The organism is Neobittarella massiliensis (ex Bilen et al. 2018) (assembly GCF_014269355.1).
GTDB classification, from domain to species: Bacteria; Bacillota; Clostridia; order Oscillospirales; family Ruminococcaceae; genus Neobittarella; species Neobittarella massiliensis.
Genome location: NZ_JACOGI010000001.1, coordinates 69,270 through 84,412 on the forward strand (window position 1 = coordinate 69,270; position 15,143 = coordinate 84,412).

At 56.2% G+C, this 15,143-nt stretch carries 24 protein-coding genes; 22 read left to right on the forward strand and 2 right to left on the reverse strand.

Annotated features, from left to right (window positions below; translation table 11 throughout):
* The first annotated feature begins 9 nt into the window (after positions 1 to 9).
* The 5 genes from tsaD (at position 10) to H8K20_RS00325 (ending at position 5,353) form a co-directional block, all read left to right on the forward strand.
* Positions 10 to 1,017: a tRNA (adenosine(37)-N6)-threonylcarbamoyltransferase complex transferase subunit TsaD gene (gene tsaD, locus H8K20_RS00305; RefSeq protein ID WP_186487104.1), complete on the forward strand. Its 1,008-nt coding sequence runs from the start codon at positions 10 to 12 to the stop codon at positions 1,015 to 1,017.
* A gap of 379 nt (positions 1,018 to 1,396) precedes the next feature.
* On the forward strand, positions 1,397 to 2,329 hold the full coding sequence (locus H8K20_RS00310; protein ID WP_186487106.1) for a nucleoside hydrolase: 933 nt from the start codon (positions 1,397 to 1,399) through the stop codon (positions 2,327 to 2,329).
* Positions 2,330 to 2,342: 13 nt separating this feature from the next.
* Positions 2,343 to 3,299: a nucleoside hydrolase gene (locus H8K20_RS00315; protein ID WP_186487108.1), complete on the forward strand. Its 957-nt coding sequence runs from the start codon at positions 2,343 to 2,345 to the stop codon at positions 3,297 to 3,299.
* Positions 3,300 to 3,425: 126 nt separating this feature from the next.
* Positions 3,426 to 4,358: a nucleoside hydrolase gene (locus tag H8K20_RS00320; RefSeq protein ID WP_186487110.1), complete on the forward strand. Its 933-nt coding sequence runs from the start codon at positions 3,426 to 3,428 to the stop codon at positions 4,356 to 4,358.
* Between the two features lie 20 nt (positions 4,359 to 4,378).
* Positions 4,379 to 5,353 (forward strand): nucleoside hydrolase, encoded by a 975-nt coding sequence (locus H8K20_RS00325; protein WP_186487112.1) that lies wholly within the window; start codon positions 4,379 to 4,381, stop codon positions 5,351 to 5,353.
* 146 nt (positions 5,354 to 5,499) lie between these two features.
* Here the strand turns inward: H8K20_RS00325 and H8K20_RS00330 are convergent, their stop codons facing one another.
* On the reverse strand, positions 5,500 to 6,006 hold the full coding sequence (locus H8K20_RS00330; protein ID WP_186487113.1) for a shikimate kinase: 507 nt from the start codon (positions 6,004 to 6,006) through the stop codon (positions 5,500 to 5,502).
* Entirely contained in the window at positions 5,999 to 6,823 is an 825-nt protein-coding gene (locus H8K20_RS00335) for a shikimate dehydrogenase family protein (protein ID WP_186487115.1), read from the reverse strand. Before H8K20_RS00335 ends, H8K20_RS00330 begins: the two co-directional genes overlap by 8 nt.
* A gap of 325 nt (positions 6,824 to 7,148) precedes the next feature.
* On the opposite strand from H8K20_RS00335, the gene acpP reads away from it, so the two are divergent.
* From acpP to rpsH, 17 genes are all read left to right on the forward strand, one after another.
* A complete protein-coding gene (acpP, locus tag H8K20_RS00340; RefSeq protein WP_105203181.1) occupies positions 7,149 to 7,376 on the forward strand; it encodes an acyl carrier protein in 228 nt (75 codons plus the stop codon).
* 691 nt (positions 7,377 to 8,067) lie between these two features.
* Complete coding sequence (gene rpsJ / locus H8K20_RS00345) at positions 8,068 to 8,379, forward strand: 30S ribosomal protein S10 (RefSeq protein WP_105203182.1); 312 nt, start codon at positions 8,068 to 8,070, stop codon at positions 8,377 to 8,379.
* A gap of 73 nt (positions 8,380 to 8,452) precedes the next feature.
* Positions 8,453 to 9,085, forward strand: a complete 633-nt coding sequence (rplC, locus tag H8K20_RS00350; protein ID WP_105203183.1) for a 50S ribosomal protein L3 — start codon at positions 8,453 to 8,455, stop codon at positions 9,083 to 9,085.
* An 18-nt stretch (positions 9,086 to 9,103) separates the two neighbouring features.
* Positions 9,104 to 9,727, forward strand: coding sequence for a 50S ribosomal protein L4 (gene rplD / locus H8K20_RS00355; RefSeq protein WP_105203184.1), 624 nt, complete (start codon positions 9,104 to 9,106; stop codon positions 9,725 to 9,727).
* Entirely contained in the window at positions 9,727 to 10,020 is a 294-nt protein-coding gene (rplW, locus tag H8K20_RS00360) for a 50S ribosomal protein L23 (protein ID WP_105203185.1), read from the forward strand. The genes rplD and rplW overlap by 1 nt, the downstream gene beginning before the upstream one ends.
* Before the next feature lie 100 nt (positions 10,021 to 10,120).
* Positions 10,121 to 10,954: a 50S ribosomal protein L2 gene (rplB, locus tag H8K20_RS00365; RefSeq protein ID WP_105203186.1), complete on the forward strand. Its 834-nt coding sequence runs from the start codon at positions 10,121 to 10,123 to the stop codon at positions 10,952 to 10,954.
* A 26-nt stretch (positions 10,955 to 10,980) separates the two neighbouring features.
* Complete coding sequence (gene rpsS / locus H8K20_RS00370) at positions 10,981 to 11,259, forward strand: 30S ribosomal protein S19 (protein WP_105203187.1); 279 nt, start codon at positions 10,981 to 10,983, stop codon at positions 11,257 to 11,259.
* 20 nt (positions 11,260 to 11,279) lie between these two features.
* A complete protein-coding gene (gene rplV / locus H8K20_RS00375) occupies positions 11,280 to 11,615 on the forward strand; it encodes a 50S ribosomal protein L22 (protein ID WP_105203188.1) in 336 nt (111 codons plus the stop codon).
* Between the two features lie 20 nt (positions 11,616 to 11,635).
* Complete coding sequence (rpsC, locus tag H8K20_RS00380) at positions 11,636 to 12,310, forward strand: 30S ribosomal protein S3 (protein WP_105203189.1); 675 nt, start codon at positions 11,636 to 11,638, stop codon at positions 12,308 to 12,310.
* Positions 12,310 to 12,735, forward strand: a complete 426-nt coding sequence (gene rplP / locus H8K20_RS00385) for a 50S ribosomal protein L16 (protein ID WP_105203190.1) — start codon at positions 12,310 to 12,312, stop codon at positions 12,733 to 12,735. The genes rpsC and rplP overlap by 1 nt, the downstream gene beginning before the upstream one ends.
* Positions 12,735 to 12,941: a 50S ribosomal protein L29 gene (rpmC, locus tag H8K20_RS00390; RefSeq protein WP_105203191.1), complete on the forward strand. Its 207-nt coding sequence runs from the start codon at positions 12,735 to 12,737 to the stop codon at positions 12,939 to 12,941. Before rplP ends, rpmC begins: the two co-directional genes overlap by 1 nt.
* A gap of 18 nt (positions 12,942 to 12,959) precedes the next feature.
* A complete protein-coding gene (rpsQ, locus tag H8K20_RS00395) occupies positions 12,960 to 13,217 on the forward strand; it encodes a 30S ribosomal protein S17 (RefSeq protein WP_105203192.1) in 258 nt (85 codons plus the stop codon).
* Between the two features lie 30 nt (positions 13,218 to 13,247).
* Positions 13,248 to 13,616 (forward strand): 50S ribosomal protein L14, encoded by a 369-nt coding sequence (rplN, locus tag H8K20_RS00400; protein ID WP_105203193.1) that lies wholly within the window; start codon positions 13,248 to 13,250, stop codon positions 13,614 to 13,616.
* A 12-nt stretch (positions 13,617 to 13,628) separates the two neighbouring features.
* On the forward strand, positions 13,629 to 13,952 hold the full coding sequence (gene rplX, locus H8K20_RS00405) for a 50S ribosomal protein L24 (RefSeq protein ID WP_105203194.1): 324 nt from the start codon (positions 13,629 to 13,631) through the stop codon (positions 13,950 to 13,952).
* Positions 13,953 to 13,968: 16 nt separating this feature from the next.
* On the forward strand, positions 13,969 to 14,508 hold the full coding sequence (rplE, locus tag H8K20_RS00410) for a 50S ribosomal protein L5 (RefSeq protein ID WP_105203195.1): 540 nt from the start codon (positions 13,969 to 13,971) through the stop codon (positions 14,506 to 14,508).
* A gap of 12 nt (positions 14,509 to 14,520) precedes the next feature.
* A complete protein-coding gene (locus H8K20_RS00415; protein WP_105203196.1) occupies positions 14,521 to 14,706 on the forward strand; it encodes a type Z 30S ribosomal protein S14 in 186 nt (61 codons plus the stop codon).
* A gap of 24 nt (positions 14,707 to 14,730) precedes the next feature.
* On the forward strand, positions 14,731 to 15,129 hold the full coding sequence (gene rpsH / locus H8K20_RS00420; protein WP_105203197.1) for a 30S ribosomal protein S8: 399 nt from the start codon (positions 14,731 to 14,733) through the stop codon (positions 15,127 to 15,129).
* The last annotated feature ends 14 nt before the right edge of the window (positions 15,130 to 15,143 follow it).

Consider the following 15,143-nt stretch of genomic DNA (forward strand, 5'->3'; position numbering starts at 1 on the left):
GGATACTGCATGCTGGTATTGGGAATAGAGTCGTCCTGCGACGAAACTGCCTGCGCGGTAGTGGAGGACGGGCGCATTGTGCACGCGAATATCGTCGCCTCGCAGATCGAGGAGCACCGGCTGTACGGCGGCGTGGTGCCCGAGATCGCCTCTCGCCGCCACGCTGAGGCCATCAGCCAGATCTACGAGCAGGCGTTGTCCGAAGCCGGAGCCGGTCTCGGCGATATCGATGCTATCGGCGTGACCTATGCGCCGGGGCTCATCGGCTGCCTGCTGGTAGGGCTCAATTTTGCCAAGGGCCTCTCTTACGCGAGCGGCATCCCGCTGGTGCCGGTACACCACCTGCGCGGCCACATCGCCGCCAACTACATAGCTCACCCCGACCTAAAGCCACCTTTTTTATGCCTGGTGGCCTCCGGCGGGCACAGCCACATTATCGAGGCGCTCGATTACACCAGTTTTCGGGTCGTTGGCCGCACCCGGGATGATGCCGCTGGCGAAGCATTTGATAAGGCCGCCCGTACCATGGGCTTTTCCTATCCCGGCGGGGTGCAGCTCGACCGCGCCGCTCAGAGCGGCGACCCCACGGCTTTCGCCTTTCCCACGCCCCGGCTCGATACCCCGTACGACTTCAGCTTTTCTGGCCTCAAAACGGCAGTCATCAACCTGGTACACAACGCCACGCAAAAGGGGCAACAGCTGCCGGTAGAGGACCTGTGCGCCAGCTTTCAAAATAAGGTGGCCACTATATTGTGCGACAAGCTGCTGCTGGCTGCCCGCGATCTCGGTTACCGCACCATCGCTGTGGCCGGCGGGGTAAGTGCCAACTCGGGCCTGCGGGGCCAGCTGGAGCGCCGCTGCGGCGAGCTGGGCTACGCGCTGTACCTGCCGCCGCTGGCACTGTGCGGCGACAACGGAGCCATGATCGGCGCCCAGGGGTACTACGAGTACTGTGCCGGCAACACCGCCAGCTTGGCGCAAAATGCTTGCGCCAGTTTGCCGATCGATGTCACCTGAATAGAACAGAGATCCTGGACTTGCTAGAAAGGTCCGGGATCTTGTTATATATAAATAAAATATTACAATTAGTATTATGTGTTGCTGAAAATTATGCAAGCGATTGCAAGAACAGCTAAGGGCCCAATAAGGGCTTTTTTATTGCCAAAAGATACAAATTTGCACTCTGCAAACCGTGCAAACGCTGAAAAGAAGTTTTGCCGCTTGTGCCGGTGCCGGGGCAGACAGTATAATCAAATTGATAGGAAATAAAAGTGCCGCATATCCATGGGACGGCGCCCTGCTGGCGCTGTACCTTTAAAAGTGGCGCGCCGCCGTGCACTGCCGGTCGGGCGCATACACCATGCCAGATGCAGTGTGCGAAACGGAGGTAAACAGTATGCAAAAGATGCCGATCGTCTTTGACTGTGACCCCGGCCACGACGACGCGGTGGCCCTGTTCATGGCTGTGGGCAGCGAGCGGTTCGATCTGCGGGGCATCACCTGTGTGCCGGGCAACAATCTGCTCGACAAGGTGAGTCAAAACGCACTGAAATTGACCGAGTTTTTGGGACTGGATATACCGGTAGTGGCCGGTTGTCCCAAGCCGCTGGCGCAGGAGTGCCACCCGGCGGTATCGGTGCACGGTGCCAGCGGAATGGAGGGCCCCCATCTGCCACTGCCCAAAAAGCAGCTGGCCAAAGTAAACGCCATCGATTTTTTGGCCCAGCAGATCAGAGAAGCCGGCGGTGAGCTGACCATCGTGGCAGTGGGCCCGCTGACTAATATCGCCACCCTGCTGCTGGCCTACCCCGAACTCAAAGGTGACATCAAGCGCATCTGTATCATGGGCGGCAGTGCCGAGGGGGGGAATGTCACCCCGGTTGCAGAATTCAATATCTGGCACGACCCCGAGGCGGCGCGCATCGTCTTTGCCTCAGGGGTGCCCATCACCATGTGCGGGCTGGACGTGACCCACCGGCTGTATATCACCGAGCCGGAGGTGGAGGAGATCCGTGCGCTGGGCCGTGTCGGCCGCCTGGCCGCCGAACTGTTTGACTACTATAAGATGTACCACGGCGAAGGCGGGGTGCACAATGTCATCCCCCACGACGCGGTGGCGGTCTGCTGGCTGCTGGACCCCGAGATGTTTTATACCCGCAGCCTGCACGTGGAGGTAGATGCCGGCAGCAGCCTGTCGCGCGGGTGTACTCAGGTGTTTGCCATCAGCCGCGACCTGGGCGACGACTCGGTGAAGGCAGAGGTCGTATTCGACGGTGACCGTGACAAATTCGTGCAGATGTTTAAGCACTGCATCGCCAATTTGGGCTGAGGAGGGGAACGTTATGGATAAAAGACCGTTTATCATCGACTGCGACCCCGGCATCGACGACGCAGTAGCCATCTTTCTGGCTGCCTCCTGCGACGCCTTCGACATTCGGGCGATCACCTCGGTGGCGGGCAATGTGGATATCGATCTCACCACCCGCAATGCACTGGACCTGTGTCACGTGGTGGGACTAGATACCATCGTGGCCCGCGGCGCGGCGCGCCCCATGATGGTAGAGCCCAAGATATCGGTTGGCGCCCACGGGGCTACCGGTCTGGGCACGGTAGTGCTAGAGCGCTCGCCCCAGGCAGAGGATGGCCGCCACGCCTGGGATGTGATCTACGACGAGGCAGTTAAGGCTGCCGGCGAATTAGAGATCATCGCCATGGGCCCGCTGACCAACCTGGGAATACTGCTCACCAAGTACCCCGATGCGCCCCGCTACATCAAAAAGATAACCATCATGGGCGGAAGCCGGGTGTACGGCAATTCCTGCGCCTACGGCGAGTACAATGTGTGGGCCGACCCGCTGGCTTCCGATATCGTCTTTCGGTCAGATATCCCCATGGCCATGGTGGGGCTCGAGACCATCTTTCGGGCCAAGCTCACCAGCAGCGACTGGGAAGACCTGTTCACCGAAAAAAATCACATCAGCGAGATCACCCGTGAGATATTGCGCCACAAGACCGAGCGCGGGGAGGGGATCATGGACCGCATTACCGCCCGATCCGATGACCCGTCGCCGCTGCTGTGCGACTGCATGACGGTAGCCTGCGTAGTAGACCCCTCTATTGCCAAATTTGAGCGGCGGTACGTCTGTGTAGAAACAGCCGAGGGTCCCAGCCGTGGGCGCACCATTATCGACTGGCAAAACCGCAGTGGACATTCGCGCAACTGCGAGGTAGCGGTGTCGGTAGACCGCGCCGGCTTTAAGGCGGTCATGCAGAAGATGTTTGCCCACTACAGCAAGTAACTGTTTAAATGCGCACAGACCGGCTGCCGCCCGGGCGCCCCGGGCGGCAGTGTTTTGGCTGTACACGTATATGCTCGGCCCCTGGGCCGGGGCGCAGTGAGAGAAGAGAGGAAGAGGATGGAAAAAATGGACAGAAGACCACTCATCATCGACGGTGATCCCGGGCATGACGACGTAATGGCCATTATGCTAGCTTATGCCAGCGGCCGTTTCGATCTCAAAGGCATCACCTGTGTCAATGGCAACTGCCCGCTGCCCAAAGCGGTGGACAATATTTTGAAAACGCTGGATTACCTGGAACTCGATATCCCGGTATACGCCGGCGCCGCTACCCCGATGCGGGGCTATAACAAGCCGGCGGTCATGTGCCACGGTGCCTCGGGCTTAGCGGGCCCCATACTGCCGCCGGCCACGTCGAAGGTGCGCGATATGCGGGCCATCGAGTTTATTGCCAAAACACTGCGTGAGAGTGACGAGAAGGTGCTGCTGGCACCGCTGGGCCCCCTGACCAACATTGCCGATTTCATGATCGCCTACCCCGAGCTCATCGGTAAGATCGAGCGCATTTCGCTGATGGGCGGCGGCGCACTGCACGGCAACGTCACCCCGGCCGCTGAGTTTAATATCTGGCACGACCCCGAGGCGGCGCGCATCGTATTCTCCTCGGGCGTGCCCATAACCATGTGCGGGCTGGACGTGACTGAGCACGCCTTTGTCGGCCCGTCGGACATCCAGCGCTTTCGCGATCTGGGTACCCGAGCCGGCAGATTTGCCGCTGAGCTGATGGATTACTACTGTCTGGCTTTTCAGCGCATGGGCATGATGGAGAACGCCCTGCACGATCCGGTGGCTATCTACGCGCTGCTGTACCCCGAAAAGGTAGAGACCCACAAGTACTATGTGGAGGTCGACATTTTCGGTGAGTACACCCGCGGCTGCACTGTTACCGACATGGTCGACTCGGTTCCCGGCAAACAGCCCAATGTGGATGTGGCTTTTGATCTGGACCGCAACGACTTTATCGATAAGCTGTGCGACGCGCTGGTAAAACTGGGCTGAGGCCGGAAAGGAACGAGAACATGCTGGAGAAAAGACCACTTATTATAGATTGCGACCCGGGCATCGACGATTTTGTCGCCATCCTGCTGGCCAATAGCTGCGGTCAGTTCGACATTCGTGCCATCACTACTCTGGGCGGCAATGTACTGCCCCAATATACCGCCCGCAACGCCAAGAATATCGCCGCCATGATCGGCCTCGACTGTCCCATCGGCAGAGGCGCCCAAAAGCCGCTGATGCACGAGATCGACACCGCCGATTACATCCACGGCGTCGACGGTATCGGCGGGGTGGAACTGCCCGAATCCGATCGCCCCTTTGACGAGCGCCCGGCCTGGGATATCATTTACGACGAGGCCTGCAAGTTTCCCGGCCAGCTGGAGGTGGCGGCCATCGGCCCGCTGACTAACATCGCTATCCTGTTCAGAAAGTACCCCGAGGTGGTGCGCCTCATCAAAAAGCTGCATATCATGGGCGGCTCTACCACTACCGGCAACCACTCCCCCTACGGTGAGTTCAACATTTGGGAAGATGTATTGGCAGCTGATATTGTATTTAATAGCGGTGTAGAACTGCGCATGGTGGGGCTCGACTGCACTCGACAGGGCCAATGTGATAAGCAGGTGTGGCATCAGGGACTGCAAAAGCCGGGGCTGGTGATCTCAAAGCTGCGCGAGATGATGGCCTTTGACCCCACTCAGACCGAACTGTACCGCCAGCACCGGGGCATCAAGCCGCCCAAAGACGTAGAGAACTACGTGCCCGGTCTGCCCGATGCGGTGACTATGGCCGGTATGATCGACGAGGACCTGCTGCAGTGCCAAAAATACTATGTGATGGTCGAGACCACCGGACCCCTGACCTATGGCTGGACCATGGTCGACTGGAATATGACCACTCGCAAGCCATTTAACTGCGAGGTGGCACTAAAGGTAGACACCGACCGCATTACCGAGCTGTACCGTCAGATGTTTGACTTTTACGAGGGAAAATAGCGGTATCGACACCAAAACATAAAGACCTGCATATAAAGAACAACAGAAGAGCCGCTCGGCGATCGGTGCCGGGCGGCTCTTTGATAAGTTTTTTGCATGTACGGATACGCCCTCGATATCGGGGGAGGTAACACAGGCATCACTTTTTAATGGCGGTGCAGGCGCAGCTGCTTGATGATGTCTCCGGCCACAGCAAAAGGTGAGGAGTCAGCCGCTATCTGCAGGCTGCAGCAGTTTTCGTATAGCGGACGGCGGCTGTCGTACAGTGCGCGCAGCTGGTCGGGGGTGCTGTTTTGCACCAGCGGCCGAGTGGAATGACAGATGCGGCGATAGCAGGCCTCAAAAGAACAGTCTAAAAACACGGTACACCAGTTCTCTTGCAGCAGCTGAGCGTTGCGCGCAAAGATGGGTAGCCCCCCCCCGCAGGAGAGCACCACTCGGTGAGGTCTCTGCTCTGTCAGGTATTGGTGTTCCAAATCGCGAAAGTACTGCTCTGAAAACTGGGCAAATATCTGCGGGATATGCATCTGCTCCCCGTGCTCGATAGCTGTGTCCAGGTCTATAAAGTGATAATTTAAACGCCGGGCAAGCTCTTTGCCCACCGTAGATTTGCCGCAGCCCATAAAGCCGATCAGGGCGATACCGTCAACCATGTAGCCCATCCTCCATCTCTGCCGTTATAGCAGCCAGCGCAGCGGGGTCAAAATCAGTTCCCAGCCAGATGTGCTGGGCCGCTGCCGCCTGCAGCACCAACATGTGCATACCGCCCAGCGCCTGAATGCCCATCGCCCGGGCACGGCGCAACAGCAGTGTTTGACGCGGGTTGTAGATACAATCGAAAACAGCCCCACAGCGGGAAATGACCTGCTCAGATACCGGGCAACCCTCAGAGTGCGGGTACATCCCCACCGGGGTGGCGTTAAGCAGAAGCGAAAACTGGCCGTCGATCTCGCCAAAAGATACCATCTGCCAGCGGGCGCCGATGGCTGCCAGATCATCGGCCAGTGCCCGGGCATTGTCGCTGGCGGGGTCGCGCACTGCTACAGTCAGGCTGTTGCAGCTGTCGGCTGCCTCTAGGGCCATCATCCGCCCAGCCCCCCCAGCGCCCAGCAGCAAAATATCTCCCTTAAGGTCGCTGCCCAGTGCAGCTATCGACTGCAAAAAGCCCACCACATCGGTGTTGTGGCCGGCCAGTGTTCGGCAGTCAATGGTGTTGACGGCACCGTAACGGCTGGCGGCGGGCGATATCTGGCGCAGGTGCGGTAAGATCATCCGCTTATAGGGAATAGTGACGTTGAGTCCATCGTACTGCTGGAGCAGCTTATCGATGCGGTCATCAAAGGCATCGAGGGGTATCTCGATCAGCTGATAATCGGCATCCTGTACACCAGATAGGGCAAACAGACGGCTGTGTATCTGGGGAGACAGTGAGTGGGGGAGTTTTTCTCCCAAAAGGCCAAAATGTTGCATAGACTCAGACCTCCGGCGCATACTGATTTGCATGAGTGGGGCTGCAGCTTTTTGGCACCCCACACTGTGGCCATTATAGCACACCTCGACAAAGCTTGTCGAATAGCGCCGCCGGCTGGACCCGATGCCATAGATAGCGCTTTGATCGGCCAAAAACCACAGAGCCGGCGGTGGAAACCAAGAATTTTTTGAAAAATATAGAAATAGGCATTGACAGGTGCGGGTAAAACGGGTATATATTGTTTAGGCAGTCAAAGGATCGCTAGTCCGGCCTTTGACCATCATAAAAAATTTATTAAAATTCGGATACTGGAGGAAACGAAAAATGGTATTTGAGAAGGTTAAGACCATCCTGTGCGACCAGCTGGACATTGAGGAAGACACCGTTACCATGGAGTCGAACATCATCGACGACCTGGGCGCCGACTCTCTGGACGTAGTGGACCTGGTGATGTCTCTGGAGGAGGAGTTCGACATCGAGATCCCCGATGAGGAAGTAGAGAACATCAAAGCGGTGGGCGATATCGTCAAATACATCGAGGCAAACATCTAAGCTTGCAGTTCGTTTTCCAGTGGGGCGCCGTTTGGCGCCCCACTTTTTGTCTGTCCTACATCTGCTAAGACTTGTGCCAGTATTTTTGGTCAGCTGTTTGCTGAAAGTGCTTTATCCTGTCTGATATTCGACCGCAGCAGGGAAAAACCGGTCCTTGGCAACACCCCCGCCAGATCCAGTTAAAAATAGGTCTGCTCTTAACAGGCGGCGAGTTCCTTCCTTATTTATATAGGGGCGACTGTAGGCTGGGGGATACATACAGGCCGTATTCTGTTAAAAAATGGTGGAAAATATCACCTGCTAAAGATTGTGCATCTATACGAAAATCGACTTGAAAAATCTTCAAAAAAGCTGAAAAAAGTCTTGCAATGAGGACGAGTATCGTGTATTATAATAGAGCGTGACTGCACAGATATGCGATGAAGCGGGAGGTTGCCATGCCCCTGGCATGGGTTTTTCCGTGGAGTATGTCCGATTTTAAACCGGGCGACAGTAAATACTGAACACGGCGACGTAGTAGTACAGGGGTAATTCTGTGCTCTGTCGCCGAAAACGGGTCTTTCTGACCTTCCCGGATAAACTTGCGTAGTCGAGTTTATTCGTTTTTTTATGGGCCAATTTGAAACACCCGGCTCAGTGTTTAGTTTTTAAGAACCGCCCCAAAAAACAAATGTCTTAGGAGGCGATTTAAATGGCAGTCAAAGAGAAAATCCGCATCAGACTCAAAGGGTACGATCACAACTTGGTAGACAAATCGGCCGAGAAGATCATTGAGACCGCTAAGCGCACCGGCGCCCGGGTCTCTGGTCCCATCCCCCTGCCCACCAAAAAAGAGGTCGTCACCATCCTGCGCGCTGTGCATAAATACAAAGACAGCCGCGAGCAGTTTGAGAGACGGACGCACAAGCGGCTCATCGACATTCTGCGGCCCTCGAACAAGACCGTAGAGAGCCTGATGAGCCTGCAGCTCCCCGCCGGTGTGGACATCGAGATCAAGCTGTAAGCTCGGCCGATATCCCCAGGGCAGAGAGGTCATGTTGGCGAGAGCCAACCAATAACCGAAGGAGGAAAAGAACATGGAAAAAGCAATCATCGGCAAAAAGCTCGGTATGACCCAGCTTTTCGACGAAGAGGGCAAGATCATCCCGGTGACCATCGTGGAGGCCGGCCCCTGCGTAGTGGTACAGAAAAAGACCGCCGACAACGACGGTTATGACGCTGTGCAGGTAGGCTATGGCGAGGCCAGTGTGAAGAGCACCAGCAAGCCCGCCAAAGGCCACTTCGACAAAGCCGACGTAGCGCCCAAAAAGCACCTGAAAGAGTTTCGGCTCGCAGGCGCAGCCGAAATGGAAGTCGGCGCTATCATCAAGGCGGACACCTTTGCTGTGGGCGACCACGTAGACGTGCACGGCACCAGCAAAGGTAAGGGCTATGCCGGCACCATCAAGCGCTACGGCAACCACCGCCTGAAAGAGTCTCACGGTACCGGCCCGGTCCACCGCCACGCCGGCTCCAACGGCTCCACCTCCTCTCCCTCCCGCGTGTTCAAGGGCAAAAAGCTGCCCGGTCACATGGGCGCTGAGAGCGTGAGTGTGCAGAACCTGGAGATCGTGAAGATCGACGTAGAGAACAATCTCATCGCGCTCAAAGGTGCGGTGCCCGGCCCCAAAGGCGGCGTAGTCACCATCACCAACAGCGTGAAAGCTTAACGGAAGGAGGAGAAGCAAATGCCTAAGGTTAAAGTACTAGACATGACCGGCAAAGAGGTATCTGAGATCGCACTGAGCGACGAGATCTTCGGCATCGAGCCCAACCAGGTCGTGATGCACGAGGCAGTGGTCAACTACCTGGCCAACCAGCGTCAGGGCACCCACTCGACCCTGACCCGCACCGAAGTTCGCGGTGGCGGCCGCAAGCCCTGGAGACAGAAGGGTACCGGCCACGCCAGACAGGGCTCCATCCGCGCGCCCCAGTGGACGCACGGCGGCATCGTCTTTGGCCCCAAACCGCGCGACTACAGCTACTCCCTCAATAAAAAGGTCAAGAGACTGGCCCTCAAATCGGCTCTGTCGACCAAAGTGCTGGAAGGCGAGCTGATCGTAGTAGACAACATCGCACTGGACGGCTACAAGACCAAGGCGGTCGTCGAGATGCTGGGTGCTCTGGGCGCCGGCAAAAAGGCAATGATCGTCATGCCTGAGGCCGACCAGAAAGTCATCAAGAGCGCCGGCAACATCCCCGGGGTCAAGACCTCTTTGGTCAACACCCTGAACGTGTACGACATCCTGAACTGCGACAAGTTCATCATCGCAGCGGATGCCGTGGCGAAACTCGAGGAGGTGTATGCATAATGAAGATGGCACAGGACATCATCTTGAAGCCCATCATCACCGAGGCCAGCATGGAAGGTATGCAGCTGAAAAAGTACACCTTCAAAGTTGCCAAGGATGCAGGTAAGATCGAGATCGGCAAAGCCGTAGAAGAGCTCTTCGGCGTAAAGGTCGCGAAGGTCAACACCATGAACGTTAAAGGTCACGAGAAGAGAATGGGCCGCACCAGCGGTTACACTCCTGACTGGAAGAAAGCCATCGTCACCCTGACCGAGGATTCTAAGGGGATCGAGTTCTTCGAGAGCATGATGTAAAACCTGCCCTGCCTAGTACCGCCTGTGTTTGCGGCGGTGAGGCAAAGTATGGGGGTGCACACGGCCCCCGCAAAGCCAACAATAGGAGAGTGAACACCCAATGGCGATTAAGAAATATAACCCGACGACCCCCGGCCGTCGCGGCATGAGCGTCACCGACTACGCTGAGCTGTCTAAAAACGGCCCGGAAAAGAGCCTGCTGGCGCCCCTGAAAAAGAGTGCCGGCCGCAACAGTTACGGCCGCATCACCGTCCGCCACCGCGGCGGCGGCAACCGCAGAAAGTACCGCATCATCGACTTCAAGAGAGATAAGGCCGGCGTAGAGGCCACCGTTAAAACTCTGGAGTACGATCCCAACCGCTCGGCTTTCATCGCTCTGGTAGAGTATACCGATGGCGAGAAGAGATACATCATCGCCCCCAACGGCCTGAAGGTCGGCGACAAGGTGATGAGCGGCCCCGATGCCGATATCAAACCCGGCAACGCGCTGCCCATGCAGAACATCCCGCAGGGCACCATGATCCACAACATCGAGCTGTATCCCGGCAAAGGCGCCCAGCTGGTCCGCTCGGCTGGCAACGTGGCCCAGCTGATGGCCAAAGAGGGCAAGTACGCCCTGATCCGTCTGCCGTCCGGTGAGCTGCGCAACGTGCCCATCGGCTGCATGGCCACCGTCGGCCAGGTCTCGAACATCGATCACGAGAATGTAAACCTGGGTAAAGCCGGCAGAAAACGCCACCTGGGATTCAGACCCACTGTGCGCGGCTCGGTCATGAACCCGGTCGACCATCCCCACGGCGGCGGCGAGGGCAAGAGCCCCATCGGCCGCAGCGGTCCTGTCACCCCTTGGGGCAAACCTGCTCTGGGCTACAAGACCCGCAAAAAACACAACCGTTCGGACAAGTTCATCGTCAAACGCGCTGGCAGCAAATAGCGGTTTTGAAAGGAGGCAATTAGAATATGGGCAGAAGCATAAAGAAAGGCCCCTTCGTACAGCCGGTTTTGCTGAAGAGAGTAGAGGCAATGAACGAGGCTGGCGAAAAGAAAGTCTTAAAAACCTGGAGCAGATCCTCCACTATCTTCCCAGATTTCGTAGGCCATACGTTTGCAGTATATGACGGCCGCAAACACGTGCCTGTATACGTCACCGAGGACATGGTAGGTCACAAACTGGGTGAGTTCGCACCCACCAGAACCTTCAAGGGCCATGCCGGTTCTAAAACATCCAACAGAGGTTAGGGTCGAAAGGAGGAAAAACAATGGAAGCGAAAGCTTACCTGCGCCATCTGCGCATTGCGCCCAGAAAGGTACAGATCGTTTTGGATCTGATCAGAAACCAGCCGGCTGCCAAGGCGATGGCGATACTCAAGGCTACTCCCAAGGCTGCTAGCGAGCCCCTCCAGAAGCTCCTGAAGTCGGCCATGGCCAATGCTGAGAACAACCACAACATGGACAAAGACAACCTGTATGTCGCAGAGTGCTTTGTCTGCCCGGGCCCGATCATGAAGCGGATCCGCCCGAGAGCTCAGGGAAGAGCATTCCGCGTCCTGAAACGGACATCGCACGTAACCATGGTCCTGAAGGAAAAGGAATAAGCTGAAAGAGGAGGTAAACTATGGGCCAGAAAGTAAATCCCCACGGCCTTAGAGTGGGCATTATCAAAGACTGGGACTCCCGTTGGTTTGCTAAGGATAACGCTTTCGGCGATATCCTTGTAGAAGACTACAAGCTCCGTAAGTTCATCAAAAAAGAGATTTACGGCGCTGGGGTTCCCCGCATCGAGATCGAGAGAAACGCCAACAAAGTGCGCATCCACATCCACTGCGCGAAGCCGGGCATGGTCATCGGCAAAGGCGGCAGCGAGATCGAGAAGCTGAGAAAGAATATCGAGAAGCTCATCGGCAAGCCGGTGAACATCAACATCATCGAGGTCAAACAGCCCGACGTGAACGCGCAGCTGGTAGCCGAGAGCATTGCCAGCCAGCTGGAGCGGCGTATTTCTTTCCGCCGCGCCATGAAGATGGCTATGGGCCGTGCCATGAGACTGGGTGCCAAAGGTATCAAGACCCAGGTCTCCGGCCGTCTGGGCGGTGCGGATATTGCCCGCACCGAGCAGTACCACGAGGGGACCATTCCCCTGCAGACCCTGCGCGCTGACATCGATTACGGCTTTGCCGAGGCCAACACCACCTATGGCAAGATCGGCGTAAAAGTATGGCTGTACAGAGGCGAAGTGCTGCACGAGGCCGCACCCGCCAGAAGACCCCGGAGGGAAGGAGGCAACAGGTAATGCTTTTGCCAAAACGTGTAAAATACCGCCGCGTCCACAGAGGTCGCATGACCGGTAAAGCTACCCGCGGCAATAAGGTGACCTACGGCGAGTACGGCCTGGTTGCCCTGGAACCGGCCTGGATCACTTCCAATCAGATCGAGGCTGCCCGTATCGCCATGACCCGTTACACCAAGCGTGGTGGCCAGGTCTGGATCAAGATTTTCCCCGACAAGCCCATCACTGAGAAACCCGCTGAGACCCGCATGGGCTCCGGTAAAGGTTCTCCCGAGTACTGGGTGGCTGTCGTAAAACCCGGCCGCGTTCTGTTCGAGATCGCGGGCGTGAGCGAGTCGGTGGCCCGTGAGGCCATGCGTCTGGCTGCCCACAAACTGCCTATCAAGTGCAAGTTTGTAAAAAAGGAAGAATTGGAGGGTGAAAACTAATGAAGGCTTTAGAGATTCGCGAACTCACGGCGGAAGAACTGAGCGCCAAGCTGATAGACCTCAAAGCTGAACTTTTCAACCTGCGCTTCCAGCACGCTATCAATCAGCTTGAAAATCCCATGCGGATCAAAGCTGTAAAGCGCGATATCGCCCGTGTGATGACTGTCATCCGCGAGTCTGAGATCGCCGGCAGCGTGAAACAGTAAGAAAGGGAGGACCCGGCTGTGAGCGAGAGAAACCTTAGAAAAACCAGGGTTGGCAAAGTCGTCAGCAACAAGATGGACAAGACCATCGTCGTGGCTATCGCCGACAACGTCAAGCACCCGCTTTATAAGAAGATTATCAAACGCACCAGTAAGCTGAAGGCCCATGACGAGAACAACGAGTGCAATATCGGCGATACCGTTGAGATCATGGAGACCCGCCCCTTGTCTAAAGACAAGAGATGGAGACTGGTGAACGTCATAGAGAAAGCGAAATAAGCTTTTTAGACCCGAAAGGAGGAACGCTCTGTGATACAGATGCAAACCTACCTCAAGGTAGCTGACAACACCGGTGCAAAAGAACTGATGTGCATTCGCGTGTTGGGCGGCTCGCGCAGGAGGTACGCCAACATCGGCGACGTAGTAGTGGCTTCGGTCAAGAAGGCTGCTCCCGGCGGCGTCGTTAAAAAAGGTGATGTAGTCAAGGCTGTTATCGTTCGCTCTTCTAAGGGCGTGCGCCGCGAGGACGGTACCTATATCCGTTTCGACGAGAACGCCGCTGTCATCATCAAAGAAGATAAAAACCCCAGGGGCACCCGTATCTTTGGGCCAGTTGCTCGCGAGCTGCGCGAGAAGAGCTACCTGAAGATCCTGAGCCTGGCACCGGAAGTATTATAAGGAGGTATGGCTGTGAACAAAGTACATGTAAAAACCGGCGATACCGTAGTGATCATTTCCGGTAAAGACAAAGGCAAACAGGGCAAAGTCCTGGAGGTCTCTCCCAAAGAGGGCAAAGTGATCGTGGAAGGCTGCAACATGGTGACCAAACACGTGAAACCCCGCCAGATGGGTGAAGTGGGCGGCCTGGTGAAAGCAGAGGCTCCCCTGTACGCCAGCAAAGTGATGCTGGTATGCCCCAAATGTGGCAAAGCCACCAGACTGGGCCACAAGATCCTGGAAGACGGCAGCAAAGTTCGTGTTTGCAAGCACGAGGGCTGCGGTGAAACTTTCTAAGTAAGGAGGAACAGACATGGCAAGAATGAAAGATCTCTATGTCAAAGAGGTAGCGCCTGCTCTGATGAACAAGTTCGGCTACCAGAGCGTCATGCAGATCCCCAAACTTGAGAAAGTTGTGATCAACGTCGGTTGTGGCGAGGCCCGCGACAACCCGAAGGTCATCGACGCCATCATTGGGGACCTGTCCAAAATCACCGGACAGAGACCGATCGTCTGTAAGGCAAAAAAATCCGTTGCGAACTTCAAGCTGCGTGAGGGTATGAGCATTGGCTGCAAGGTGACCCTGCGGGGCGAGAAGATGTACGAGTTCGTAGACCGCTTCTTCAATGTAGCACTGCCCCGCGTGCGTGACTTCAGAGGCATCAACGCCAACTCTTTCGACGGCCACGGCAACTACTCGCTGGGCATCAAAGAGCAGTTGATCTTCCCCGAGATCGATTACGACAAGATCGACGCGATCCGCGGCATGGATATCAACTTTGTCACCACTGCAAAGACCGACGAAGAGGCCAGAGAGTTGCTTACTCTGCTGGGCGCTCCGTACGCGAAGTAAGGGGGAACAGTTTTGGCTAAAACTTCGATGAAAATCAAACAGCAAAGAGAGCAGAAGTACTCCACCAGAGAGTACAACAGATGCAAGATCTGCGGCAGACCTCATTCCGTTCTTCGCAAATTTGGAATTTGCCGTATCTGCTTCCGGGAGCTGGCCTACAAAGGGCAAATTCCCGGCGTGAAGAAGTCTAGCTGGTAAATTACAGCAAAGGAGGTCAACGGTATGCAAATCACCGACGCTATTGCAGATCTTTTGACTCGCATCCGCAACGCGAGCTCTGCAAAACACGATACGGTAGACATCCCCGCATCCAATATCAAGAAGGCTATCAGCCAGATCTTGGTCGATGAGGGTTACGTGAAGAAATTCACGGTCATAGAAGACAACAAGCAGGGTACCATCCACATGACCCTGAAATACGGCGAGGGCAAAACTCCGGTCATCACCGGCCTGAGAAGAGTTTCCAAACCCGGTCTGCGCATCTACGCCAGCTGTGAGGAAATGCCCAAAGTCATCGGCGGCATGGGTATCGCCATCGTGTCCACTTCTAAGGGCATCATGACCGATAAACAGGCCCGTAAAGAGAATGTTGGCGGCGAAGTGCTGGCGTTCGTATGGTAATGGTAGGAGGTGTA